At 46.5% G+C, this 26,753-nt stretch carries 23 protein-coding genes and 2 tRNA genes; 5 read left to right on the plus strand and 20 right to left on the minus strand.

Annotated elements, in window-relative coordinates; genetic code table 11:
• Positions 1 to 97: 97 nt before the first annotated feature.
• From ACVA58_RS11860 to ACVA58_RS11915, 12 genes are all read right to left on the minus strand, one after another.
• Positions 98 to 2,530, minus strand: a complete 2,433-nt coding sequence (locus ACVA58_RS11860; RefSeq protein WP_446510652.1) for an efflux RND transporter permease subunit — start codon at positions 2,528 to 2,530, stop codon at positions 98 to 100.
• Positions 2,531 to 2,695: 165 nt separating this feature from the next.
• Complete coding sequence (locus ACVA58_RS11865) at positions 2,696 to 3,517, minus strand: outer membrane lipoprotein-sorting protein (protein ID WP_446510653.1); 822 nt, start codon at positions 3,515 to 3,517, stop codon at positions 2,696 to 2,698.
• A gap of 9 nt (positions 3,518 to 3,526) precedes the next feature.
• Complete coding sequence (locus ACVA58_RS11870) at positions 3,527 to 4,738, minus strand: hypothetical protein (protein WP_446510654.1); 1,212 nt, start codon at positions 4,736 to 4,738, stop codon at positions 3,527 to 3,529.
• Positions 4,726 to 5,493, minus strand: a complete 768-nt coding sequence (locus ACVA58_RS11875; RefSeq protein WP_446510655.1) for an SDR family NAD(P)-dependent oxidoreductase — start codon at positions 5,491 to 5,493, stop codon at positions 4,726 to 4,728. Before ACVA58_RS11875 ends, ACVA58_RS11870 begins: the two co-directional genes overlap by 13 nt.
• Before the next feature lie 9 nt (positions 5,494 to 5,502).
• Entirely contained in the window at positions 5,503 to 6,261 is a 759-nt protein-coding gene (locus tag ACVA58_RS11880; protein WP_446510656.1) for an SDR family NAD(P)-dependent oxidoreductase, read from the minus strand.
• The gene (locus ACVA58_RS11885) at positions 6,261 to 9,131 is read right to left on the minus strand and encodes an aminotransferase class III-fold pyridoxal phosphate-dependent enzyme (RefSeq protein WP_446510657.1); all 2,871 of its coding nucleotides are present in this window, start codon (positions 9,129 to 9,131) and stop codon (positions 6,261 to 6,263) included. Before ACVA58_RS11885 ends, ACVA58_RS11880 begins: the two co-directional genes overlap by 1 nt.
• A complete protein-coding gene (locus ACVA58_RS11890; protein WP_446510658.1) occupies positions 9,128 to 10,003 on the minus strand; it encodes a hypothetical protein in 876 nt (291 codons plus the stop codon). The genes ACVA58_RS11885 and ACVA58_RS11890 overlap by 4 nt, the downstream gene beginning before the upstream one ends.
• Positions 9,996 to 11,276: a beta-ketoacyl-[acyl-carrier-protein] synthase family protein gene (locus ACVA58_RS11895; RefSeq protein ID WP_446510659.1), complete on the minus strand. Its 1,281-nt coding sequence runs from the start codon at positions 11,274 to 11,276 to the stop codon at positions 9,996 to 9,998. The genes ACVA58_RS11890 and ACVA58_RS11895 overlap by 8 nt, the downstream gene beginning before the upstream one ends.
• A complete protein-coding gene (locus tag ACVA58_RS11900; protein ID WP_446510660.1) occupies positions 11,269 to 12,432 on the minus strand; it encodes a beta-ketoacyl synthase N-terminal-like domain-containing protein in 1,164 nt (387 codons plus the stop codon). The genes ACVA58_RS11895 and ACVA58_RS11900 overlap by 8 nt, the downstream gene beginning before the upstream one ends.
• Positions 12,433 to 13,683, minus strand: a complete 1,251-nt coding sequence (locus ACVA58_RS11905; protein WP_446510661.1) for a beta-ketoacyl-[acyl-carrier-protein] synthase family protein — start codon at positions 13,681 to 13,683, stop codon at positions 12,433 to 12,435.
• 19 nt (positions 13,684 to 13,702) lie between these two features.
• Positions 13,703 to 14,161 carry an acyl carrier protein gene (locus ACVA58_RS11910; protein ID WP_446510662.1) on the minus strand — a complete coding sequence of 153 codons (459 nt, stop codon included), beginning with the start codon at positions 14,159 to 14,161 and terminating at the stop codon, positions 13,703 to 13,705.
• A gap of 420 nt (positions 14,162 to 14,581) precedes the next feature.
• Positions 14,582 to 15,172 (minus strand): hypothetical protein, encoded by a 591-nt coding sequence (locus ACVA58_RS11915; protein ID WP_446510663.1) that lies wholly within the window; start codon positions 15,170 to 15,172, stop codon positions 14,582 to 14,584.
• A 221-nt stretch (positions 15,173 to 15,393) separates the two neighbouring features.
• On the opposite strand from ACVA58_RS11915, the gene ACVA58_RS11920 reads away from it, so the two are divergent.
• Both ACVA58_RS11920 and ACVA58_RS11925 read left to right on the plus strand, forming a co-directional pair.
• On the plus strand, positions 15,394 to 15,939 hold the full coding sequence (locus ACVA58_RS11920; protein ID WP_446510664.1) for a hypothetical protein: 546 nt from the start codon (positions 15,394 to 15,396) through the stop codon (positions 15,937 to 15,939).
• Positions 15,940 to 16,018: 79 nt separating this feature from the next.
• Positions 16,019 to 16,468, plus strand: coding sequence for a DUF3429 domain-containing protein (locus ACVA58_RS11925; protein WP_446510665.1), 450 nt, complete (start codon positions 16,019 to 16,021; stop codon positions 16,466 to 16,468).
• 25 nt (positions 16,469 to 16,493) lie between these two features.
• Here ACVA58_RS11925 and ACVA58_RS11930 read toward each other — a convergent pair whose 3' ends face one another.
• The 5 genes from ACVA58_RS11930 to ACVA58_RS11950 all read right to left on the minus strand — a co-directional run bounded on the left by ACVA58_RS11930 (position 16,494) and on the right by ACVA58_RS11950 (position 19,596).
• Positions 16,494 to 17,768, minus strand: a complete 1,275-nt coding sequence (locus tag ACVA58_RS11930) for an ATP-binding protein (protein WP_446510666.1) — start codon at positions 17,766 to 17,768, stop codon at positions 16,494 to 16,496.
• Positions 17,769 to 17,777: 9 nt separating this feature from the next.
• Positions 17,778 to 18,506 (minus strand): response regulator, encoded by a 729-nt coding sequence (locus ACVA58_RS11935; RefSeq protein WP_446510667.1) that lies wholly within the window; start codon positions 18,504 to 18,506, stop codon positions 17,778 to 17,780.
• Between the two features lie 180 nt (positions 18,507 to 18,686).
• Complete coding sequence (locus ACVA58_RS11940) at positions 18,687 to 18,875, minus strand: arginase family protein (protein ID WP_446510708.1); 189 nt, start codon at positions 18,873 to 18,875, stop codon at positions 18,687 to 18,689.
• 509 nt (positions 18,876 to 19,384) lie between these two features.
• A tRNA-Asp gene (locus tag ACVA58_RS11945) sits at positions 19,385 to 19,461 on the minus strand.
• Positions 19,462 to 19,505: 44 nt separating this feature from the next.
• Positions 19,506 to 19,596 (minus strand) — tRNA-Ser (locus ACVA58_RS11950).
• A gap of 390 nt (positions 19,597 to 19,986) precedes the next feature.
• On the opposite strand from ACVA58_RS11950, the gene ACVA58_RS11955 reads away from it, so the two are divergent.
• Both ACVA58_RS11955 and trxC read left to right on the plus strand, forming a co-directional pair.
• Complete coding sequence (locus ACVA58_RS11955; protein WP_039460297.1) at positions 19,987 to 20,184, plus strand: hypothetical protein; 198 nt, start codon at positions 19,987 to 19,989, stop codon at positions 20,182 to 20,184.
• A 165-nt stretch (positions 20,185 to 20,349) separates the two neighbouring features.
• Positions 20,350 to 20,784: a thioredoxin TrxC gene (trxC, locus tag ACVA58_RS11960; RefSeq protein WP_446510668.1), complete on the plus strand. Its 435-nt coding sequence runs from the start codon at positions 20,350 to 20,352 to the stop codon at positions 20,782 to 20,784.
• Positions 20,785 to 20,870: 86 nt separating this feature from the next.
• On the opposite strand, the gene ACVA58_RS11965 is transcribed toward trxC, so the two are convergent.
• Entirely contained in the window at positions 20,871 to 22,487 is a 1,617-nt protein-coding gene (locus ACVA58_RS11965; protein ID WP_446510669.1) for a methyl-accepting chemotaxis protein, read from the minus strand.
• 264 nt (positions 22,488 to 22,751) lie between these two features.
• Here ACVA58_RS11965 and ACVA58_RS11970 point away from each other — a divergent pair, with 264 nt between their 5' ends.
• Positions 22,752 to 24,590 carry an MOSC N-terminal beta barrel domain-containing protein gene (locus ACVA58_RS11970; protein ID WP_446510670.1) on the plus strand — a complete coding sequence of 613 codons (1,839 nt, stop codon included), beginning with the start codon at positions 22,752 to 22,754 and terminating at the stop codon, positions 24,588 to 24,590.
• Positions 24,591 to 24,646: 56 nt separating this feature from the next.
• Here the strand turns inward: ACVA58_RS11970 and ACVA58_RS11975 are convergent, their stop codons facing one another.
• Positions 24,647 to 25,213, minus strand: coding sequence for a copper resistance protein NlpE (locus tag ACVA58_RS11975; protein WP_446510671.1), 567 nt, complete (start codon positions 25,211 to 25,213; stop codon positions 24,647 to 24,649).
• A gap of 136 nt (positions 25,214 to 25,349) precedes the next feature.
• Complete coding sequence (locus tag ACVA58_RS11980) at positions 25,350 to 26,753, minus strand: tryptophanase (RefSeq protein ID WP_446510672.1); 1,404 nt, start codon at positions 26,751 to 26,753, stop codon at positions 25,350 to 25,352.

Here is a 26,753-nt window from a genome sequence, read left to right on the forward strand (position 1 = left end):
TTTCCGTTATCCCACATCAAGCGTATTATCGCGCCAGCCATTGTCCAGATTGAAATATTATGGCTGCGCTTTCTCACCGAACGCGCAGCCTGGTTTATCACACCATCTGCGGTTGTTCTGCCGTTACCACTTTGTCTGTTGGGATCAGCCAAGGCGCTAGCAGGGTTATCACATATAACGACATAATGCCGCTAATAAACAAAGATAAGCCAACCAAAGTTCCTAAATCAATGATAGGTTTAAATTCTGAGAACAACAGAGCAATAAAACCGATACTGAATACAAAGACATTGGCAATAATCGACCGACCTGATTGTGACAATGCCTGCAACAACGCATCATCAATAGACAGTCCCTGTTCCACACCGTGTTTTGTTCTGAGCAGATAGTGAACAGAATAATCGACGATACCCAAGATCAAGAATGAAATGATTGCCGTTCCGATGTTCAGCTCAATACCAAACAACGCCATGGTTGCGTAATAGAACACCACCGTTGCCGCTAATGGCAAGGTGCCGACAAGCCCCATCTTCCAAGATTTCAACCACAGGCTCATAGTGATCACGACAGTCAAAAATGCCAATCCGATGCTGAGCATCTGACCTGAAATCAACTCATCAAGTACAGCTGTCCAGATAATCGGGGCACCTGCTAGCTTATAGCTGACGCCCGCCGGAGTGTTTTCTTCCAACCAAGGGGTCAGCGCATCGAGGAAGCCTTGAAACTCGCTGGCAACCGTTGTGTTCATAGTGTAGAGCATGACGGTTTTTGAAAAATCACCATTGAGGACATTGGTCAAATCACTGCCCCCGCCATTTTCATACATCAAGATAGATTGACGGATGATGTCCTGCCCAGAAATTGTCACTGTATCAACCGCACCTGTCTCTTCATCGATATCAGTAAAGATCTCTTCACGATAAGGCAGACGGTCGTACTCTGGGTCCATATCATTGAGCACCAAGTTCATACGCCTCACATATCTGGCGGCAGAGTAGCTAAACGTGATATTCGCCTGCTGGTGAATGAATTTCTCCAGCTTGTCGATAAACATGATGGTGTCATAATCGAGCGCAGCGCCGGGCTTTCCGGTATCAATTTCGATCCAGCCCGGGCTGGTACCAGCCACATTACTGTTAATAAAATCATCCGCGACACGGAATTCATTGTCAGAGGCAAAATAGCCACTGCCCATATCATCCACCTTGACCTGCAGTGCCAATACCACCAGCCCCGACATGACTAGGGTGGTTAGCACCATAAATCGGGCGCGGTATGCAATAACCGGTTTAAAAATAGCAATCAGACAGCGGCTGATGAGATATGACTCACCGGACTTGTTATCTTGCTTTTTAGCTGCTTTCTTCGGGTTCAACAGCGATAGCCATGCAGGAATCAACAGCAATGAAATAATCATCGCTACGAACATACCAAATGACATACTAATGCCGAAGTTCTGCAAGTTGCTGATGCTCGTTGTGGTTGAAATAATAAAGGTAAAACAAGTGGTAATTGTCGTCAGTACAACTGGTGCCGTCATCAACCGCATAGTAACCACTACCGCCTGCCGGTTCGACTGCTCCTGTCGGCGCTGATGGTAATACTCCGCCATGACATGAATCGCATCTGAAGAACAAATCGTGATTAAGAAAACAGGCAAGACACTGGTGATCAAGTCAACAGGAATACCGGCTAACGCCATCGCGCCCATAGTCCAAATGGTACACATGACAACATTGACCATAGGGATGGCCACCCCGAGCCCCGAACGAAAGAATGCCACGAGGATGAGAGCAATCAGCACAATGACCACAGGCAGTAAGGTGCCTAAGTCACGGTCCATTATTTTCTTTTGCTCGGCAAAGAATACAGGCACGCCGCCAATAAAGACCTCGTCTTTCAGCTGAGGATTAGCCACTTTGTATTCATCAACCAGATGGCTAATAGTATCATATGCCCTGAGCTGCCCCTCCGCGTCATCCTGAAGCACACTAACTTCAATGACCACCAGCCCAACATGGCCTGATTTATCAACAACCCCCATATCCATTAGCTCATTTTTCATGATCGCTTTCTGAATAATGCTCGGGTCGCTATCATTCTGGTTCAAGGTAATACTTGCGCGAAGCGTACCGTCCTGCTCAAGGAAAACATTCTCTGTTGCTGACATACCGGCCATTTCACGAACAGGATCCAAACGTTCAGCTAATACCCGGAGATATTTCAAATCCGCGGCAGCCAATTCCTGGCCATGTCCTTCTGCAACGAACTGCCTGACTGCTGCTGCATCATTCTGCTCAAGCCCCTGCGCCAACACGCCGGTAATTAATGTATTCAACTCAGCATGCTGTGCATAGCTTTCTTGCAGCAAGGCTAGCCGATCTATATCCGATTGATCAGCCAACATGATTTTGCGGGCCGCCTGAGTCAGGTTAAAAATGGCATTGAGGCTTTGTTGATTAAAAATAGACTCTTTGTTGTAGAGCGCGATGAGAATAGAGTCATACGTACCCGTGAATTCTTCACGCATATCCAGCAAACTGCTTCTTGCTGGATGGCTTTCCTGTAATAAATAAGGGTTGCTGTCCTCAGTCAGATACCCTATATGATAAGTAAAGTAACCTGTAATCAAAACCAATAAAAATATAATTGATTTTGCATACTTGGACACGAAATTTATGTATTCATTCATGACTTAACCTTCATCTCCCTGAATAACTTCGGCAACCGAAGATATTTTCAGTCCATTTTTTAAAGCCCGCTTACTGAACTTTTTATTATCCAAACCAACGTTGTATTCTAATTTATTAAATATCATCTCAGATGATGTGTTGTTGACGAAATTTGATGTTTTTGCATTAGTAACTGTCCAGATCCCTTGAATAGCCTCTACTTCAATGGCTTCCTGACGCTTAAATAACACATCTTTGGCGTCGAAATAATCACTGCGAACAAAAATCTCTCTCTCTTTGTCTACCCAACGTGTCACTTTGTAATAACCCGTTTTATTGATGACTTCTTGTGATGACGGAATTTGCTCGATAACCCAAGTATCTCTTCCATCAATGGTTTCCTCACCGACAACTGTCGATTGGTAATCCCCTACACGGATTTTATCTAGGTCATAATAGGAGAAGGTGCTGCCCATAAATGAGCCACGCTTGTCATTCGAACCTATCCGACGAATTTTTCTAAAGGCAGGTAAGTACAACCACTGGTCATCCGCACTGCCTGTTTGCTCTTGATAGGTGTACATCAGAAAACTAACGCCCCGAACATCGACAGAGTCATAGAAATAGATATATGTCATTTCCTTGTCATTAGTATCTTTTTGCAGCATATACATATTTCTAGCTCTGACATTACCATCAGAATTTATTAAATTAAGTTCAACATCTGATACATATGATTGTCCGTCATCTCGATCGCGAACAGCCGTTAATATACTGTCAGCATCAGGACTTGCATAAGATAGGAATGAACTAAATAGTAACGCTGCAACAATTCCCTTTTTCATGTTTTTACCTTACAAATAATATGTTGTCGACACCCAGACCCTGTCGTTGTTTTTATATTGTCCAAAGAAGTTATTTTCATTACCGTTCAATAAATCTACATTCAATTGCAGCTTCAAGGAGCTAGTCGGAATATAAGCCAACTTCATTTGGTATAATCCGCCACCACCGCTGGCGTCAGCATAGGTTGCGGCAAGCCTTGCCGTCAGTTTGCTTTCCATTAAATTCCCTTCCGCCGAAAGGGTAACCAGCGTGTCTGACTCTGGTACGGCTAACCTATTCGACCAACCGCTGATATACCTATCCGACACTTGGCCTGTTATCAACCAATCACGGTAGAGGTAGTCAATACCGAGCAGTCCTTGGGTCGTATTGTGTTTTTCTCGATGAAAAGACGTGGTTCCGTAACTTTGCTGGTAAAACCACGCTAACTCGGTACGTAGAATAAAGTCGCCCGCCGAAAATGACAGGCTATTGCCCAGCATGTGTTGATCGTAATATTTGCCTATCACCTGTTGCTGACCGGCAATAAATACAGGGTCATCCTGATAACCAGAAAAACCATAGAAACTAGTATCAGCATCAAACAAGATAGTTGTGAAACGAAAACCAAACTCACTACCACTGGGTTCATCAAACGGCACGCCATCTAAGGCCGGCATCGCAAATTCACTACCGCTTGCGGCTAATTGGTTAGGCTCGAAATCGAATAGCCACAGTAACTCTACATCCCATTCACCAAAGGTAGACTCAGTGCGCAGCATCGGTTGGCTGATCCGGTAGTCATCAATATCAAAAAGCACAAAGTCCTTGAGATCTAATGGGTTGACAACATCTGTTACCCTAAGATCATCCGCTTCTCCCCAAACAACTTTTTGATAGCCCAAATAAAACGACCAGTCGGCCCACAGCCACGACAGGTAGGCTTCGTCTAACCATACACGAGTCCCGTATTCGTCACGGGCTTCACGGCTATATTGATCGGTCCAGTCAAACACGGCGTCATATTGCAGCTCTCCATCGAAGTTGAACGACAGGTCATCACCATAATGCTCCAACTTCAACCCAGCAGCATTAACCTGAGAGGTCAATGTTTCACTGCCATGCAAACGTGATGAAGCCGCAACCGATAACCGAGGTTCAACGTACCAATCACTGGCTTGTGCTTTAAAGGCAACCATCGAACCGATAAACAAGCCGGAAAAGGCAACTACACGCCACATCCAAAGCCTCCGTCGATGACTATACCCTGTGCCGTGATCATAGCCGCTGCTGGCGACGTCAAAAATGCAACGGTTTCGGCGACATCGGAATCCTTGATCAATTGTCTCAAGGGAATACGCTTTTTGATCTGGCGGATCATACGATCAACCGAGATCCCGAGCACATCGGCTTGGGGGGCAAGTTCACGTCTCAGCATTGGCGTATCCACCCAGCAGGGCATCACTGCATTGACGGTAATTTTCCTCGATGCCCAATCCAATGCCAAACTCTTGACCAACCCCAGCAAACCGTGTTTCGATACACAATAAGCTGAATTCGCCACCTTGCCTGCTCTACCAAGTACCGAAGACAAGATCACCACCCGACCACCGGCATTGATATGGGGCTCCAAAGCCGCAAGCAGACGTTGAGTGGCATGTAGGTTCACATCCAATACCCTGTCCCAAACCGATTGTTGGCCAATTTGGTTTTCATTGCTCAGAGCGTGACTGATCACTACCTTGTCGACCCCTTCCCCGACATGACAAAAGCCAGAGACCGCTGCCGTCATGGCCTGATTATCGGCAAGATCCAGACAGCAGAAGGTAACACGACTCCTCTCATTTGGAGTCAACGACTGCTTGATCGCTTCAAATGCCGGTTGGTCTATATCAATGGCTACTATCTGGCGTTCAGCCAGCCTTAGCTCCGACTTTAGTACTGCGGCTCCGATTCCACTTGCCGCCCCTGTAATGACAACTTTCCCTTTCATCATTTTCCCCTGCTAACCCAGTATTATCCCACCATCAACAGTCAGTACCTGACCTGTGATGTAGTGGTTGTCGGGCCTGGCTAAAAACAATACCGCTTCGGCAATGTCATTCGGCTCACCGAACTTCTTGGCGAGCAAGCGCTGCTTCAATTGCTTCTCAAAATTGCCCAGCAACTCACCGGCCATCTCTGTTTTGATCACTCCTGGTGCAACTGCATTGACTCGGATACCTTTTTTGCCAACTTCTACTGCCAGTGCCCGGGTCAACGCTTCTACCGCTCCCTTTGAAGCGGCGTAATTGGTTTGCCCTTTATTCGCCTTAGCCGCTGTGATGGACGACAAATTTACGATATTTCCGCTGCGCGCTGGCAGCATCAACTTGACGGCCTCGCGGCAAAACAGCATGGGGCCAACGACATTGGTTGCCAGCACATCATCCATATCTGACTTTTCCATACTGACCAAGAGACCATCCCGAGTCTGACCAGCATTGTTGACCAGCACATCCAGCCGGCCAAACTGCTGCTCTATCTCACCAAAGAGTGCTTTTACGGCAGGTTCGTCACTGACATCTAGTTGGCGGGCAAGCACCCGGCCACCACCTGCTTCGACTTCCGCCATCAATGAGATTGCATCCACCTGGTTACTTCGGTAACAAAAGGCAATATCATAGCCCTTGCTGGCAAACGCCAAGGCAATACTGCGCCCAATTCCACGCGTCGCCCCAGTAATCAATGCAACCGGTCTTGCATTGCTTTTATTCCATATCATTACATCGACTCCGTTACCTTGACAGTGCCCAACGTCATACCGTGCCCACGCGCTCGCTGCGCGATCCACTTAACTTGTGCTTTCGTTAAGTTTCCATAGGAGTAATGAGTAGGATACTGCTCCATGCCAAGCACTACGGTCTCTGCCATACAGGCATAGATCTGACCTTCACCAAGGTAAGCCCTCACTCTTGGATCCAAGCTCTCATTTTGAGGAGTTTGTACGATCCCGCCTCGGATACAACGTATATCCTGACGTGCAGCTAAAGCGTCATCAGAGAGGTTATGCGGAACTGCAATATCACAAACGATCGCGTTTTGCTGAATTGTGCTTATATCAATAAAGGCATCGGATGCATTTGAGGCACAGATAACAGTATCGGCTTTGGTGATGACGCCAAGATCGGTTGATACCAAAACAGGGGCATTGGATAAATGCTGCTGACACCACGCAAAAATGACCTCGCCAACCGCTTTAGCTGGCGAGTCTTGCAGCCTTGCACTAATCGCTTCTTGATGTGGCTGTAATACTGAGGCGATACCTACCGCTGTCAGCTCTGACGCGAATAGGCTTTCCCATTCAGCTTGATAAACTTGGTAAGCAACTTTCTGAAGACGCTTCACCGATCCTTGCCGACCACTGCCTACCAAGATCAATTGCTGGCAGTGCTCTGCCGCGAGCAGACTGTAAACCGAACCGATATTGCCTGCTGCACCAATAACCGCCGCAGAGATAAGTGGGGTTCCTCGCTGTTCGGCAGCATTGAGTAACGCTTCATGGGCCATTGCGATGGTCAGTGCATTCCCTGTGGTCAGGGAGATACCAGCCGTCTGCGCTGCTTTTCCGTTGTTCATCACAATGGACGTAAACATCCCGAGTCCTGCATGGGTGCAACCATCAGCCTTCGCTGCCGCCAACCTCTCGTCAATTGCCGCACGTAGAGGTTCTAATTGATTATCTTCAAGCTGTTCACTGATTTGCTGAGAGGTAGCATTAATCGGATATAAAACGAAATCCACGCTCTGGCCTTGAGCTGAGCGCATCCTTACCGGCGCAAAAGGGGCGACTCGCTTATCAAAAGCAAAACGCCTTACCAACTCATCACACTGTTCATCTGACCAATGTTTCAAGGACGCATCCACTTGTCGCAACCAATCACTGGAAATCAGGTGATTAACAAAGGCCACCTTACTATCGGCTGGCTGTGAATAATCGGCATCAAGCCCAAGTGAGTCATACCAAGCACGGAAGTCCTGCGGCTCACGTGTAGGATGTGGCTCTTCATGGACCAGAAAATGCGTTAAGTAGCCCGTATCTTGATATCTCAGTGCTAAACACACACGATCAAGAGCATACATAAGCTCCTCTATATGTTGCTGGTTCAACAAGATGGTTGGCTCTATCCGGATCACACTGCCAGCACTGGCCGGAGGGGCAACCCTGATCCCATACTCGTTCAGTAAATGTCCGGTTAACAGGTACCCCAAGGCTCCTTGATAGGCTGATGTCCTGATTAAATGTGCAGCTGCATTGTCCTGAGGCTGGAATTCGATACCGAGCAATAACCCTTTACCACGAATATCCTTAATCACATCGGGGTAGTCCTGATGCAACCCCTTCAATTCCGCAAGCAGTGTCTCCCCCAACACACGGACCGTTGATAGTACATGGCCCTCACCTTCCGCTAGACGATCTAGATAAGCCGCGGCCAGCTGACAGGACATTTCATCTTCGGCAAACGTAGAGCTTTGCAAAATATCAAAACCATCGACATATTGACCCGATCGAATGGCGACGACCCCAAGCTTAGATATCCCAGCGCCCAGTGCCTTTGAAAGCGCGACATAATCAGGTTTTAAACCAATTTGGCTCCCCGCAAGAAATGAACCACAACGACCGCTTCCTGACTGCACCTCATCGGCAATCAGTGGGCAATCTAGGGTGTCCCTCACCCGATGTAATACTTTTGCATCAGCTTCAGTCAGGACATATACCCCCCCCTCTCCCTGTACCGGCTCAACCAAAACAGCTGCAACTGTGGGAACGGTAACCTGTTCGATAACCCAACCTCTTTTGGCTTTCTTGGGTATCAACAGCACCGGTTGCTCCAACCAAGGCGCGTCACCATTGCACAGCGCATCTAACTGAGAGATGGAGACAAACTCAGTCCGCAAGCCCAAGCGACGGAAAGGTTCTCGGTACATACTTCCGTGTGTCAGTTGGATTGAGGTGGTAAGCTTGCCGTGGAAGGCATGGTTCAAGGCAATAAATACAGGCGGTTGCTGTAATAAAGCCGCATTGTGCTCTCTGATGTAGTCGAACATAGCATCAATGGAATCGCCAGCTAATTCAGGGTAGGACTGCACTTGTGTCTCAGAAAGCGACAATGACAAATCAGGGTCTACCCTCCATGCCTGCGTGACTTGCTCCAATCCCCTCTCGGACTGTTGCAAAAGTAGATCCAGTTTGTGACCGCGACTCATTTCACTGTGTTTGATTGCAATCTCGACACTTTCAGCCCCCGTTGAGGTAAAAGCACAGCGGAATGTTTCTTTCCATCCGGTTTCTTTTTTCAGTATGGGCTGTAGTTTTTCAGCTAATGCTCCAGCACCATTGCGGATTGAAAATTGGTGATGCATGGGTATATCACTTTGTAGTAGCTCTATAGCCTGCTTCTTTAAAGCCGAGTCATTGTGGCCAAGCAGCACTGCACCGTATCCGCCCAGTAAATCCAGCACCACCTTTTCGTTACCTTGATTATCTGAATAATATAAATACTGACCTTGGGCACGGTGGTAAGTTTTATCCAACCCGATACTGCTCAAAGCACTAGACAATGATGGCTTGCAGTATTGTAAATAGTGGTTCATTCGACATCCCTTTTAAGTATTGCCAGCGCTTTACGTTTGTTACCACTGCTTGACTCAACAGCCCATGAACCTTGAAAATGATCAGAGGCCAAGTGCTGTATGCTCTGTGCTACTGTCATCACAATACCAGCCCACTCCAGTCCTTTCTGTTCACAAAATTTCGCTCCCTCAAGCTGACAATCTGTTTGCGCTGCATTCAAGAAATAGTTATCAAGCCACGCCTGTACAATTGCACCCCGTTGGGTGGCATGTTTTTCAGACTCAAGAATTAATACTGCAGCGCCGCAGTTTTCATCATGGCGGGGAAAAGGCTTCTGCTCAGCAACCGCCGAATAGCAATCTTCAGCACAACCCGACATCACCACCATGGCCACATCCGCATATCCTCCCCGCAACTGGAAGCACGCTTCGTCCAAGGCCGCGGCGGATCCGGCTTGATCACGGATAAATGCCACTCCGTCATTTTTCAACTGCCATACTTGGCTAATTAAACCGACCACGTTATTACTCAGAGCCCGGGTGATTAAGAAAGGATTGACTTGGCGAGACTTCCATAATGTTGCAATCAAGGATGTATCTCCGTACTGGTCCCAGCCCTTCAGAGCGTCAATAAAGTCGTCAAAGTCGGGATGTTGATAACCACTTTGTGAGGTGTACAAGGTGGCCTTTTCGCGCAGATTATCTTCACCGAGAGCGCTCATCTCAACGGCCAATTGGCACGCACTTACCGAAGCGGGAATCGATCGGGCCGCAAAACGCCGTAACTTTCTTGGAATTAGAGACGATTCAGTCAGCTCCTTTCCATCAGATATTGGCTCTGATTCGGGAAGCACTATACCGACGCCTGTAATAGCAATTGCAGATTTATTCATTATAAGTACCAAATACCAAACAGGAGTTTATGCCGCCAAAGCCGAATGAATTAGACAGGCAATGCGCCAGGGGAGATGGTCTTGCCACATCAGGAACATAATCAAGATCGCACAGGGGATCCGGTGAGTGCAGATTGATCGTTGGAGGTACAAGACCATGGTATATCGCCAAAATAGTCGCGACTGCCTCCGGCGCAGCCGCAGCCGAAATCCAATGCCCAATCATCGACTTGGTGGAAGAAACCAAAGGAAAAGACGGAACCTCGACTTCGGTAGTGTCGACCTGGCCGAATAGCGCTTTTATTGCCGCAGTTTCAATTTTGTCGTTGAGCGGCGTTGAGGTGCCATGAGCATTTACATAATCAATTTCGTCAGGGCCCAATCCTGCATCTGACAATGCATTTGCCATTGCCGCCTGTGCCCCTTTGCCATCAGGCCGCGGAGCCGTGACTTTATAGGCATCCATCGAACTTCCATAGCCTTGTACCTCCGCATATATCCGAGCGCCGCGGGCCTTGGCTGAGACTTCGCTTTCCAGCACCAGATAAGCCCCGCCTTCCCCTGCAACGAGGCCACCACGATCACTATCAAAAGGACAACAAAGTTTGCTTCCCCGATGGCTGCCAGTGGCTGTAGCTCCAAGCAGGAACAACCCAGACATAGTGCGGGCATTCAATACCGAATCGGCCCCGCCAGCCAATGCCAGCTGAATTTCCCCGCGTCGGATGGCCTTGAAAGCTGCGCCTATCGCCTGCGCCGCACCGGCACACGCACCATTAATATTCACGACCGGTCCCGTTGTCCCGCATTGCTGGGCAATTTGGACACTGATATTGTCATTACTACTTCGAAGCGCCGAAAACTCATTAGCTTGCGCACTAATGCCGTGTTGCGATATGGCTTGGATACCTTGCTGATTGAATTGGATCAGCTCGGTGTCATTGATTTCCGGTACTCCACTACAACTAAACACCCCAATACCGTCACTGCACTGAATATCAGCATCGGCTAACGCTTGCTGTGCAGCTAACGCCCCAAACAACACGCGCCGCTCTAGCGGTTCAGCATACGCTTGCCATTCAGGGAACGCCTTTAGCACATCGCCAGTATCAACTGACGCAGCATAATGAACAGGAAACTCCGTTCCCTCGACACTAGGCCATTTCGTGATCCCACTCTGACCTTGAGAAATCGCCAGCCAAAAATCAGCCAACTGATAGCCATAGCAACTGATCACACCCATCCCGGTGATCACTACTTTGTGATTAATCATGCTTGGATCCTTCCTTCTCACCACCGAGCACTTTTCCAACGGCGGCATCACCAACCAAAAAATACACTTGCTGCCCCTGTAGGCCATAACAGGCCACCAATACATGCCGGCAATTAGTTGACTCACAGCTAAACGTCTTGAGTTGGCTTTTATCGTTACTCAGCATCACTTGCCGTTTAAAGATTTCCAGCGCCAGATTCACTCCAACGATGGCACTGGCAGGCCCTGAGGTACCGATTAGTTTGTCTAGCAATAAATGATGAGAACCCGGGAAGAAGCGGTTGAATGATGAGATTGTTTTTTGCGCTATTTCAGGAAGACCTACGTGAATAACTTGCAGCGGACTTTCAAAAAGTAGAGCATCCTGACTTTGTGATAAATGTAATGAAATATGATCAAGTGAATGATTATTAACTTGAAAGTCAGCGCTAAATCCACGCTGGACACACAGCAAACACCCTTCAGAAGATTGTGAATTCTTGCTGAGTAAAGCCGTCGCCACAGCTTCAGTTGGGAACCAATACTGGCCAGAAAAGCCCTTCAGTATCGACTGGTAGGCCAAGAAATACCAAGGAGTTATTTTTGGACTCCCTCCAGAAACCAGTGCAATTTCACACTGGTTTTCAGAAAGGTTGTAATAAGCCTCAACAATGGCATTTCCGCCAGCATCTGCATGAGGCGAATACACACCATTGACGCCAGTTATTTGCAACAACTCAGCAATATGGCTAGCCGTGGTTGAATTTAACAGTGTAAGGCCGGACAGTGGTTTAATTTGTGACAGCCCTTCCCTAGCCAGTTCAGCGTAATCACCTTGAAAAGAAATTTGCTCGCCATCATCATCACAATCAACCGTGCCCAGCCCTAGGAATAATCCAGTCTTTTCATCCGCTAATTGCTCACCCAAAAGCATTCGCCAGCTGTTAACACTGTTCTCGATCACCCAACGAGATTGTTTCTCTGAAGTCTTGCGGACAATGCGGGAAACACCGACTTGTTTAAGATCCGTATCACTCAAATAACCGGCCTTGCTCGCTAGCCCCAAGCTGGATGTATTATCGATAGCTGTAACAGGTAAAGGAGCTTGCGAAAAAAAAACGTCCCATCCCATATCTTTAGGTAGTCGTTGCTGTCCCTGTCTTAAGTAAACGGGCATCTACGGACTCTCCTTTGAAAAAATTAAGCAGCAGTTTTCCCCACCAAATCCAAAGGAGTTACTCAAAATATGGCTTATGACTTGGTGGCTTCCTTGTTTCACTATGTTCAAATTAGGCTCATCAGGCTTAGATTCGGTAAAATTAAGCGTCGGGAGCACCTGCTGCCTAGCAATACATAAAACTGACATCACCGCTTCGATGGCTCCGCTGGCTGCCAACGAATGTCCAAGGGCTGATTTTGTCGATGTCACTGACGTTGAAGCTGGAAACAAGCTAGCTATAGCACGAGACTCCGCTTGATCATTACTCACTGTGGATGTGCCATGGGCATTAATATGATCGATGGCGTCGGGCGACAGCTTTGCATCTGCCAGCGCATTCTCAATACAATCCCGGTACAAACTGCCATCAGGATTTGTTGAGGTCAGTTTAAAAGATTCGATTTGACGAGAGGCTCCGCGAATATACGCTAGTGCTTGCTTCCCTCGGCGTCTAGCATGCTCAGCATTTTCCAGCACCAGAAATGCAGCAGCATCGGCCAATACACAACCAGCACGCTCTTTATCAAACGGCCTTGAAGTCTGCTCTGGAGTTGGAAATACGTTATTGCTGGTTGCCCCGAGCTTAGTAAATAGCAACTGCATAATAGGCTGAGTACCAAATTCCGTTGCACCACAAATAGCGATGTTTAACTGGCCTTGTTGAATTCTCCGGTAGCCTGACGTTATTGCCGCAGCACCAGCTGCACACGCATCACCAAAAACTAAACTCGGCCCATCGATATTCAACCGAGATGTAATATATTCGGACACTTGGTCAGGATTAAGACATTCAAGTCGTTGCAAAACCTTTGACATATCGGCATCAGAAATACTTTTTCCTTGATAGACATCCCACAAAGTATTTAAATCTTGTTCATCAGGAAATATTTTATTTATCCCAAAAAACAAACCGGATTTATTTATACTAACATCGTCTAATCCTGCAGAATTAACCGCCTGCGTAACCGCATCAAAAGCTATACAATTCCCTTCATAGCCATTACCACTATCAATGTGGTGCTTTTTTTTAAGCATATTAATAACAGAGGAAGGTATTGGTGAGCTAACAATATTATCGATACCCAATTGAGAAAGTCGTATGTCTTTTTTTATTGTTGACCCTCCATTATATAACGATAAAAATTGACCTTCCGGGTTTTGGTGATCTCCGGTTACAACCCCGATCCCTGTAACGGCAACAGTTTCCATGATAACCCTTCAGTTTCTATTAAACAGCAGCTTTTAATTTTTCACAAAAAGTAGATACATACCGCTTAATCAGTTCCTCACCAACAAGGCCACTCTCTTTTATGGCGAAGCAAACATTGGTCCAATTCAATACTGTCGTTGATACATATACATCAGTCAGGCTAACGCCTTCATAGACATTATCGACTGAGTACTTAAATGGGCTTTGTTGTAATAACTGTGCACCTTGCTCAGTAAGGCGTTCATTAATAACAAAAACACCCTCTTCACCCACAACCTCTAAAGCATATGCGATAACACTTTTCTGAGGCATTTGAACTTTAAACGCTTTACCTAATGAAAAAGAAAGATCAACGATATCGAGTGAATCAGCCCCTAAGTCATCAACGAGAGCATCATCAAAACCGACTTCATCGAGTTCTAATTCTAATACTTCTGCAATAACTTCAATCACTGATTCTTTAAATAAAACGTCCATTTATATCCCCACTTTAAATATAAGTAAATTTTTGACTAAGCGTCAAAATCAAAAATAAAGTACATTAGAGAACACCTGAAAACAATATAAATACTATTACACCATTCTATTAATAATTATTATTCGACTCCCTTATCACCAAGATAAAACTAATAATCATCTCAAGTACGCTTTATTGTGATTTCCGTCGAATAAATTATGCCTTAGATACAAAAAACGCTTTGTTACTTTCATAACAAAGCGTTTTAGTATCCTGATTATTCAGCGTATATTACTGACACCTTCAAGATAAAAGGGGCAGAGCCTCATCAATGCATGCAGTTCAAGAAACATAACCAATTTAAATACCCAATCTATTCCTTGGTGATATAACACCGAAGTGAGTGCATTGATTAACACCCGAGGGGCAATTTTACTGGTTTATTGTTCTACTTTCTCATAGGTTCGCTGCATTTCTTCCGGTGCAATACCGTAACCGCCATCCGTCAGATACCCTTCCCTGTAAACTTTCATTCCTGCGTCATTCCATTCAACCTCAATAACGGCGGTTTCACCATCAAGGCTACCTAGTAGACTCAAGATATCTTCAGTAATGGGGATCGCCTTGATACTTTTGACCCGTTTAAATGGCATAAAGGTATCAAACATGGGTAGTTCACCATATGTAGTCATCCAGGCGTCTGTCGGCACTAACCACTCATTATAAACCGCACCAACAACTGGCGATGGATTACGGGCAATAACGACCTCGCCGGTTATCGTATTCTCTGTTTCCAGGACTGGCTTTCCATCCTCACTGGCAACATAAGTTGGGAACGCTTTCCCCATTTCAACTTTATGCGGTAGGCGCCCTAAAGTAACGGCTTTCTTGCGGTATTCTAAAGCATCTTCAAATTGCACCATAATTTCAGGTACCGACTGAAAGGCAACCGGTGCCGGCAAAGTCGATGAAAATACAGGCCAGGATGACAACAAAACGAAAACGCATGAAGTAAGAGAAAGCTTTCTCATTTTTAATCTCAACAGTAGTAACAACAGAGTTATAGTAATGCTTCTCAGGCCTTCATGTCATGCCTTAACAACACAATCGACCCGAAAGATTATATAGACCCCTGTAGATAGCTAGCATCATGATTTCCATCAAAGAAGGATATACATGTAGTTGCAACATTCACTGATTCATTAGATGATAGACGCGCAACCCAATCCCCTTAAGGTATATGGAGTTGGTTATGGATAATCATGCTTCTTGGCTAAAATGGCTAATGCATACAATGACACTTGCACCTTTAGCACACCTCGCCATTGGCTTACCGGTTTATTTCATCTTGTTCTCTGGTTCAGTGGTTTACGCTATCGGTCTTTGCTTATTTACTATTGCCAGCCTGCTACCATTTGAATTTATCCATTCTCTGGCACTCACCTATGCTGTTTCGGGCAAACTGCTGGTTGGGTTTACCCTATACCACGGTTGGCCAGTGCCATTAGTCAGTTTGATCCCTGCATTGTATCTCGCTGTCCTGCTGTTTTTACGCTTTAAGCTAAGAAATACCAATTTCAGCCAATGGGCCACCTATCTCGTCGAAAATGTCTGGCGTTCAATTTTGCTTTCACTGGTCGTAATGCTCATCGGCCTAGCAGCTGGCCTTTCCATCCACCTCAATGCATCCTTATCAGGGCTTTCGGCAACCGGTTATCTGCTGTACCGCATTTGCCATTTCTATGTCCCGCTATGGAGCCAAGCGCTCCGACGGTATCAAAGCAAGGCAACACCATAGCTCCTGACCAAATCAGATAATCTGACCGCATTTTCTTCAACTATGCTTTTTCAATAGCCTGTTAATAGGGAATGCGCTAATGACTTCAAGTCCCAATCAAATAATGACCCGCCTTGCCTATCTAGGCTTGGTACCTTTTGCACTTAGCCTTATCTGCATATGGGCTGACAAAACCTTATTCGGACTCAGTGCCCACAAGGTGTTTATTGCCTACAGTGCAGTTATCCTCAGTTTTCTTTCTGGTATTTTATGGGGAAATGCCATTGACCACATGAAAACCAGCCTCAGCCGCAATGCCCTGTTGCTCAGTAACCTCTTCGCCCTAATTGCATGGGGCGTTTTACTGCACTCACCAGACAGTTATGTCTGGACAATATTAGTGTTGCTGTTTGGCTTTGTCGCCATTTGGTTTGCCGAGAAAAAAATACGCGAAGTGGAAAAAGAAAATAGCCCTGCGGATTACCAGCCAATGAGAAACAAGCTCACCGGGATCGTCGCCATCTTCCACCTCGTTGCCCTTGCAAGTTAAAATGGTTATCGGCAGGAAGCCGCACTTATGGCAAGCGGATAATAAACCTTGCTCCGCCACTGTCACTTTCACTGATCTCCAGCTCACCTTGATGCAAAGAAACAACCTGGGACACAATCGCCAAGCCTAAGCCATGACCACCAGACTGTCTGTCTCGGGATGTACCGACACGATAGAATGGCTTCAGTACATTGTCTCTCTCATCCGGTGGAATACCACCGCCATCATCGTCCACCTGAATCGTCAATATACTGTCTTGGCAAAATGCTTTGACAACAATACACTGTTCAGCATATCGAAAAGCATTGCGGATAATATTAGATACCGCACGTTCGAGGTGATGGGCATCAACATCAAAGACACAATGTTTGGGGCAGTCCAAGATCAGTTGCTTAGCTGTGTCCTTTTGGCAATGAACAAGCGTGCGTTGTAATACTTCGGACACATCCTGCTGTTGCAATTGTAATGTCACGCTAGAGCGTTCCATCTTGGCAAAATACAGCAGCTCTTCAATCAGAGATTCAAGTTCATCGACATCTTCATAAAGGCCTGCGAGAGTGTTTTTTTGCTCGACATTCAGTGCGGACTCTTCCAATAAATCAAGTTGACATTGCATCCTGAAAAGTGGTGTTCTGAGCTCATGGGCAATGGCATTGGTCAGGTGCTTGTGACTCTGGATCAACTCGGAAATCTTATCTGCCATCTGGTTAAAACGGGCATTGAGACGGCCGACACGATCTCCCGCTTTTTCAGAGGCCCTGACCTTGAAGTCACCATCAGAAAAAGCCATTGTGGCTTTCTCCAACTTCCTAAACCGGCTGGACAAAATCTTCAGCATAATGGCACTGTAAAGCGCAAACGTGGCGAAAAAAGACACCCATAGCAATTTGAACTCCAGATCCAACATCTGCCACAGATCTTGCTCAGTATCAGGCTGTAGGAAATACACCTGCTTTTGATCGCCGTACACAACCCAATATTGATTTTCATCTTCAAACAAGGCTCCGCGCCGGCTGAGCTTATCGTGCTCGGCCTGTGTGAAGCCAAGCTGATCCCAACTAAAAGGCTGGTAGGTTAAATGACTTTGTTCGGCATAACCTGCCAGTAGCTTATCGGCTTTTTCTTGGCCTCGCTGCGCAGCAACATCGTCCAAGATTTGCATGACACTGGAAACATGACTTATTTCCAACTCTGCTTCGTAGTCTGTCGTTAGCTCCTGGGTCACAAAAGAAAAGACCAGAATGCAAAGGAAGAACAAACCAAATAAACCAATAAAAAACTCTAAATAAAGACGCTTCATGGACTCGGCCTACCAGCGATCAGGCACAAACAAGTATCCTTTGCCGCGTACTGTAATAATCTTCCTTGGTAGAGACGGGTTGTCGCCCAACTTTTTGCGTAGGGTAACAATTTTATTATCGATGGTGCGATCCAAACCATCATATTTGATTCCACGCGTTTCCATTACCAAAAACTCACGCGTCAGTACTTCATCTGGATGGCTTGCCAACAGCCACAATAAATTGAATTCGCTGTCAGTCAGACAGACTGTCTCACCATCCATTTCGCAATTACGGCTACGATGATTGATTGATAGTTTACCGTAACGATGCTCCTGTTCATCGGATGCCGTCTGTTGGTTTTGGCTCTGTTCATCATAATCCAACTTTACGCCATTTACCTGGCGACGAAGCAACATTCGGATCCTTGCCAGTAGTACACGTGGCTTGATTGGCTTATTGACAAAATCATCGCCCCCCACTTCCAGCCCTGCAACATGGTCAATATCATCATCACTGGCGGTCAGGATCATAATTTTACTCTGTACCTTGCCGCGGATCTTACGGCAGATACTCAGCCCATCCATACCAGGCAGCATGAGGTCCAACACCACGAGGTCTGGTTGGTGGCTGATAATCACATCGGGAGCTTGAAGCCCATCATGCACTGTGATCACTTCAAACTGCTGTTGCCGAAGGTAATTTGCCAGAAGCTCACACAGCTTTTCATCATCTTCGACCAACACAATCTTTAACATGTAACCAACCTACACCAAATAAAACAACGTTCAAAAAAGGAGGATACACAATATTCAAACCTATTTCGATAGCTTATAAGATCAAAATCTAACATCTATGCCAACTGTGGGTGTAAAGGAGCTCGCACAGAGAAAAATGGCAACATAGTGGTGTCTAATGCCGCCTAAGCAAGCAAGGGCTCAACCTAACACCTTACGATGTCGATAATACCCAGCCCTGACTGTCGCACCAATGAAATTGCACAGTAAGCGCTCGGCATGGATCATGGAAATATTCCCGACATCGCATGAAGGCGTTATCTCAACCAAGTCCATCCCCACCACTCGTCCCTTTTTCACCAAACCATGTATCAGCTTATGAAGTTGAATCCAATTCCCCCCCCAGGAGTCTGAGCCAGCACGGCAGGCATTATGGTTGGATCAATGTTATCTCAGTATCTAACACATCAAGTGCTTTCATAATCGGGATAGGGATGATGATCTGGTTGACCGTTTTTTGTCGCTCTATGATGTAAAACATAGACAGCAAAGAACCCATTACTTCCCTAGCTCCCATGTCCTTCTTGATGCGGTAAAACACGGTATAGCTTGGACAATGTTACCGAAACTACTCATTAAAAGCCGACTAGATAAATCAGAAATAGTGACGATCGACCCTCAATCTATTTTTGTCGAGCTTTACTGGAATACATGGGAACAAACGTCAGAGATAATCACTCAAGTTGAAAAGCAAGTTCTTTCTATTGCTGATAAAAAGTTAGCTCGATAAAACGTAAAACCAACTCACACAAAAAGCTCCAGTCATTCGACCAAAGGGCGAACGCCAAATTCAACGCATACAAAAAAGCCCCAGCATTTCTGCTGAGGCTTCGTTGTAGTGGCGGAGCGGACGGGACTCGAACCCGCGACCCCCGGCGTGACAGGCCGGTATTCTAACCAACTGAACTACCGCTCCAATTCTGTATGAAACTCGATGGTAACCATCCAATTTCTAGAATGTGGCGGAGAGATAGGGATTTGAACCCTAGATACGCTACAAACGTATGCCGGTTTTCAAGACCGGTGCTTTCAACCACTCAGCCATCTCTCCGTAAGTGCGGTGAATATTAAGGGAGATTTCGGGCACTGTAAACCCCCACCAAGCCCAAGCGGTCACGATTCACACAACCATAATAAAATACAATCAAAACCGTTAATAAACAATCAGTTGCATGCTCATTTATTGAACTATCAGTGGCGATGAATTAGCTGTGGCAGAGATAAGAAATAAGATGCTTGCAAAAGTGATCTCACCACATGATTTTTTACTCGGGTGGAACAGTCAACACTACCCCTGTTTGGTTGGAGAGAAAAGCAAGTTTTCATGGAATTTGCACAATTTTGGGATGTGTCACAAAGTCGGTCTGAACGTCTTAACGCCGTCATAATCGTCTGATAAAGATAAGTTGATTTCGACGCAGGGATTATTTAGGAGGTTAATGTGTCTATCAATTCTATCGACCACAATGAGATGTCTGATGTGTCTTCCAAGTGGGATTTCAAAGATGAAACCGCTTCGCACATCTCCCAAAACAAACGCCAGCAGGCTGAAGCGCGCCGCCGTATTGAGATGCTTCGCGACATTCGTGCTAGTGGCCTAACAATTGAGGAAGCCAAAGAGCTAGGGCTGATCCACTAAGCCTTCACCTAAATGATAAATAACAAACAATGTTATAACGACCGTAGAATTTGAGGGAAATCTAAACGATAGATTATTTCTATCAATATAATCTGTTAATCCTGCTTTGCTTATACTTGGGTAGTCGTTAAATTAGTAAGTGACAAGACTTACTGGAACCCGATTATGACTACAATGACTACCCGTTGTCCTCACTGCAAGGCTATGAACCGTATTCCAACAGAGCGAATGAATGACATCGCGACTTGTGGAGCCTGTAAAGATCGCTTACTTGATGGCATGCCAATCGAAGGAACGACGGACAACTTTCTTGCCCTTATCCAAAGCGATAAACCTGTTGTAGTTGATTTCTGGGCCCCATGGTGTAACCCATGTGTCGGTTTCGCCCCGATTTTCGAGGATGTCGCCAAAGAGCGTAACGACGACGTACGCTTTGTAAAAATTGATACTGAAGCGCAGCAAGCACTAGCAGCACAATACCGTATACGTAGCATTCCAACTATTATGGTGTTTAAAAACGGTCAAATGATCGAGACAATCAATGGCGCTTTACCAAAAGGTCAATTTGACCAATGGCTAAATCAGGCTTTGACTAAGTAAGACCAACTATTAGCAACAAGAAAGAAAAAGCTCTAGCCAACAGACTAGAGCTTAAATTATTTCCATTTTATCTTCGTTGGAGCAACTTACACTTTAAATTGCTTCAACTGATCACCCAAAGTCGCTGCCGCCTCACTCAAAGATTGGCTTTCCGATGCCAAGTGCTGTGCCGCCTTATTGATATCCTCGGTCGCGGTATGGATAAGATTAACTGTATTGTTGACCTCTTCCGTTACCGTACCCTGCTGCTCTGCCGCTGTGGCGACCTGCATGATCATGTCATTGGCATCCGTCACCAAACCAGCGATACGGTTGAGTTCGTTTTGCACCTGCTCGGTATGCTCGACACTGTGCTGCGTCTGCTCGGTGCTTTCCGCCATCGACTTCACTGTATTTAACGTACTTTGTGTCAGCTTATCAATCGTGTCCTGAATCTCAATCGTCGACTGCTGGGTTCGGCTTGCAAGATTTCGTACCTCGTCAGCAACCACTGCAAATCCGCGGCCCTGTTCACCGGCACGGGCTGCTTCAATCGCAGCATTTAGTGCCAGCAAATTGGTTTGCTCTGATACCCCTTGGATCACCTGAGTCACATTGCCGATTTCTTCAACCCCATCCTTTAGTTCACTAACACGCTGATCGGAATGTACGATACCTTCTGACACGCTGTGGATCGCAGCCATCGCCTGTACCATACGCTGGTTACTGGCATCAACCTGGGCATTAATTTCTGCGGTCGAGGAAGAAACCGTCTCGGCGTTTTGGGCAACATCAGTAATAGTTGCACTCATCTCTTCCATCGCTGTAGCCAGCTGAGCCAACTGCTGATTTTGCTCGGTAATGGATTGGGCACACTGTTCGCTCGCGGCGGCGATGGTTCCTGCCATACTCACCGACTGTTGAGCATTGAGGTTTGCTGCTTGTAGAGTCGTTCGCATAGAAGAAGATGCCTGATGGAGCACTTGCGCAATCTGACCAATTTCGTCACGACGATCCATCGTGAAATTCTGAGTAAGATCGCCCTGTTCCAGCTTTCGCACTCTGTCGGTCAATAACTGGAGTGGCTGGCTAATGTCGTTGCTGATCCAAAGCCCGAATCCAACCAAAATAGAGACAACAACAAGGCTGACGCCAAGCTGGAACACCGCACTGTCAAAGAAGCGCTCTTCAATATCCAAGAAATGGACACCGGTTCCGACTACCCACCCCCACTTGGCGAAATTTTCGACATAAGAGATTTTCTCAGACACCTCTCCGCTGGGGGCAATCCAAGCATAATCCAAGAAGCCACTGCCAGCACGACGACTAATATTCGTCATCTCTTGCCAATGCTGCTTGCCTGAAGCGTCGGTGATGGCCTGCATCGATTGCCCTTCCTGCTGCTGTCGCAGTGGATGCATGATTAGCCGATTATCCGTGGCAATTACCCAAAAATAGTTATCACCGTCAAAACGCATTGCGGCAAGAGCCGATTTGGCTTCCTGCTGGGCTGTAAGCTGATCAAGTGGGTATTTGTCAGAGTAATATTGGACCAAAGAAATAGCCGCTTTCACTTGCTCCTGCATCGACCCTTTGCGATCAGCGATATCGCTTTGGTAACTCTCATTAGCCTGAAATGCTGCATTAAATAGCATTAAAATAACTGCAATGGCGATTAATGCCAATAATTTGGCTCTTACCCCATAATGCCGTAATAGGTTCATAGCTCCCTCTTTAAATGTTTTTTATTTTCCAGCTATTATGAACGACCAAACAAGCTTAATACTTACGAATATTCATAAATCTCATACCCTTAACCACTAACATTGTAAAAAAGTATAAATCACCAAAGCGTAACTTTGTGACTAGTAACAGTTAATAGCTATATCGCTTTAAATTTCTGGATCCTATGGTTTATGAATTTTGCGCCTCAGCAAAAAACTATTTGGTAGAATGGCGTTATCCGTACAAAAAATAACGACACAAGGATGAACACTGTGAGTAAATCAGCCAATATTCCGACACTAGGCCAAATTAACGTTTTTCCTGTTAAATCAATTGCAGGAGTAAGCCTGTCACATGCTTGGGTTGAGCAACAAGGTTTGAGTTTCGACCGCCGTTTCATGGTCACCCGACTCGACGGCAGTATGATCACGGCAAGAAAGCACCCACAATTAGTTAAGGTGTCTGCGGCATTACTATCCACTGGCTTAGTCCTCAACTATCCGGGACAACCGTCATTGAAACTACGTTACGCCGACTTTGTAATGACGGAATCTGAAGCGACTGTCTGGAAAGATACCTTCAATGCCTACCTGACGACACAAGAAGCCAATGAATGGTTCAGCCAAGTCATCGGCGAGCCCGTTCAACTGCTATTTACTGGTGAGCAATCACAGCGCTTGAGATCAAAACTCAATCAAAATGTTAGCTTTGCTGATGGCTACCCGATGTTGATTATTAGCGAGGCCTCACTCGACGAGCTCAATGCCCGAAGCCCGCAACAACACACCATGGATCAATTTCGTACCAACTTAGTCGTGTCAGGCACAGAGCCTTTTGCGGAAGATGGATGGAAACGGATTCGTATCGGCGAGGTTGAATTTGAAGCGCTAAAACCTTGCTCTCGCTGTATTTTGACCACGGTCGATCCTGCCACTGGCGAATTCAACCCATTGAAAGAGCCACTTAATACCTTGTCGGCCTTCCGCTCAGACGGCAGTGGTGAAGTCTATTTTGGCCAAAATTTAGTTGCCCTCAATGAAGGCCTCATCAAAGCTGGAGATCCTGTAGAAGTCCTTGAATCCAAGCCCAAAGAAATCTACCTCGATAACGGCAACCAATCCATTACCCTGACTTGTGTGGAACGCGAAGACATTGCCCGCGACTTTTCTACATTCTGGCTAGAGCCTGCCAGGCAGCAAACATTGCCAACTTACCAACCGGGACAGCACCTGCCAATCCAAGTGGAAATCAACGGTGAATATGTAGCCCGTCGCTATACCCTATCTTCAAGCCCTTCTCGCCCGGGCCGCTATGGGATCTCGGTAAAGCGTGTCGACGACGGCCGCATTTCGAACTGGATTCATGACCACCTGCAAGTTGGCGACACCCTCGTAGCCCAACAGCCTGACGGCAGCTTTCATCTCGGACATCATACCGACAAGCTGTTATTGCTCTCTGCCGGCAGCGGTGTAACACCAATGATTTCGATGCTGCGCTATCTGGCTGACCATGATCAGCTGCGGGATGTCATTTTCTACCACCAATGCCGCTCTCAAGCTGACATTCCTTATCTTGAAGAATTGGAAAAATTGCAGAAGCAATTTCCCCAGCTAAAAGTGATGATCTCCCTCAGCCGCCCTGATAAAAAATGGGAAGGCTTATCAGGCCGCCTTGAAGCTTCGCACCTAGAGCAATTGGATGCGTTGAACGAACGCCAAGTATTTGTATGCGGCCCTAACCGCTTCATGGACGATGCAAAAACATTGTTGCTGGATGCGGGCCTTGATGCAACGCAGTATCACCAAGAGGCTTTTGGCCCGTTAACGCGCAAGGAAAGCAAAACCAAAGCGGTCACCATCAGCGTTAATGGCAATTTGTTCAATGGGGATAATCAAAAGACCCTACTTGAGCAAGCTGAAACTGCTGGACTTAATGTCTCTAATAGCTGCCGGGCTGGACTCTGTGGGGCTTGTAAGATGACGCTTGAATCGGGTGAGGTTGACCAACCGGATGTACCTGCCCTGCTACCGGGCGATAGAGAGTCAGGGAAAGTATTGGCGTGCTGCTGCGTACCGAAATCCGATGTCGAGCTTGTCGACTAAATTATTGAAAGGCTGAATATAAAACAGCCACCTTTCGGTGGCTATTTTATTATCTATTACTGCTTACGCAATACATAATGACTCGCCAAGTCACCTTCTACCCGATTACCTTCTTTATCGAGACGGAACAGTTGGTTTTCACCAACGAAGTACTGTACTGCATCATCACCAGCACCTGGCAGGGCAATCGTATTGCCAGCAGTATTCCAATTAAATGACCCTTCGTATTCAAAGGCACTGCCTTCCTTACCTAGGTACACCTCTGTAAGGATAAATGTTCCATCCTTTTTTACCACCAACTCAGTCTTTATCCCTTCACAATCAGCGCAAGGCAAAATACCGGTATAGGTGCCATTCCAATCCAATGCATTGCGGGTGCTGTGGGCAGAATCGGCTACTGGCTGTGCCACTTCAGGCAGTTGTGCTGGGACCGCTTCCGTTTGCTCAACTTCTGGTAAAGTCACCGGTGTTTCTGTTGTTGAAGCGTCACCTGCTTGAGTTGGATTTTCAACAACCAATGCAGCATCTGTCTCTGTTTGAGATGGGGACTCTGGTGTGGCTTTTTGATCACATCCCGCCAGTACGAAGCCAGCCACAATCAGTGCAAGTAAGGTCTTTTTCATCTTGATTTCCTTAGTTAGCATTCTCTCTTAACTTAGTAACCATTGTAGTGCTGTGATTGTGGGGATAGCGTCATCGCTACGTTAGAAGTGCGTCAAAACCACCGTAAGCCAATGGTAAACGGTGGTTATTCGCCCGCTATTCCGTCACAGGCTTCAATTTAGCCGTGAAATGGCGCAATACTGGCGGTTCATATTCAAACTCCAACCCACATATCTCACTGGCTCTTTGACTCACGGCAATCAAGGCATCGGCGACATAATCCATATGGTCATTGGTATACACCCGCCGTGGGATGGTTAAACGCATCAATTCCAACGCAGTGTCTTTCTGCAACCCCGTCAGTGGGTCACGCCCCATCAATAACGAGCCAATCTCGACCGCCCTCACGCCAGATTCAAGATACAGCTCATTACACAGAGCATGAGCCGGAAACTGATGAGAAGGAATATGTGGCAGCATTTTTTTAGCATCGACAAACACGGCATGCCCACCCGTTGGATATTGGATCGGGATCCCTCCCTCGCGCAACCGCTCACCCAGATATTTCACTTGGCCGATCCGGTAATGAAGAAAGTCTTCATCCGCGGCTTCATATAGTCCCCGTGCTAAGGCTTCCATATCACGCCCGGCCATACCACCATAGGTGACAAAACCTTCCATCGGCACACAACGGGTTCTTACTGCCTGGAACAAGTCTTCATGATCTTTGATACAACAAAGGCCACCAATGTTCACCATCGGATCTTTTTTCGCCGACATCGTCAGGATATCGCCGTACTGGTACATTTCGCGGATTATTTCCAGAATAGATTTATCCGCATAGCCCAATTCACGCTGTTTAATGAAATACGCATTTTCACAATAGCGGGCAGAATCAATGACCACGGGAATATCGTTCTTCTGCGCCAATTCATATACCGCCCGCATATTTTCCATCGCTACCGGTTGGCCACCCGAGCTATTACAGGTAACGGTGGTGATAATGGCAGCTATGTTTACCGAGCCGTATTGATCGATCGCCGCTTCGAGCTTCTCTAGATCAAAGTTACCTTTCCAGTCATCATAAGTTGAGGTGTGGAAAGCACTTTCGGTCAGCAGGTTAATGGCTTTACCGCCACTCATCTCAATATGACCGGCGGTCGTATCAAAGTGGAAGTTAGAAAGAAATATAGCCTCCGCCCCTCCCCTGACCTGACGCATTCGTTCAACTAGGCAAGGGAACAGGATTTGCTCGGCACCACGCCCCTGATGAGCAGGGACGGTCAACTTGTACCGGAAGAAGTGCTCAACCGCCCGGCAGAGATTGTAATAGTTACGGCTACCGGCATAGGACTCGTCCCCCATCATTAACCCCGCCCACTGATTATCACTCATCGCTCCGGTTCCCGAGTCAGTAAGTAGGTCAATATAGACATCCTCGCTACGTAGCATAAACGGATTATAGCCAGCTTCAATCAATGCCTTGCGACGGTCTTCTTCATCCGTCATTCGAATACGCTCTACCATTTTGATACGAAATGGTTCTGGGATCCTTTTCAT

Source organism: Photobacterium sp. DNB22_13_2 (genome assembly GCF_052873915.1).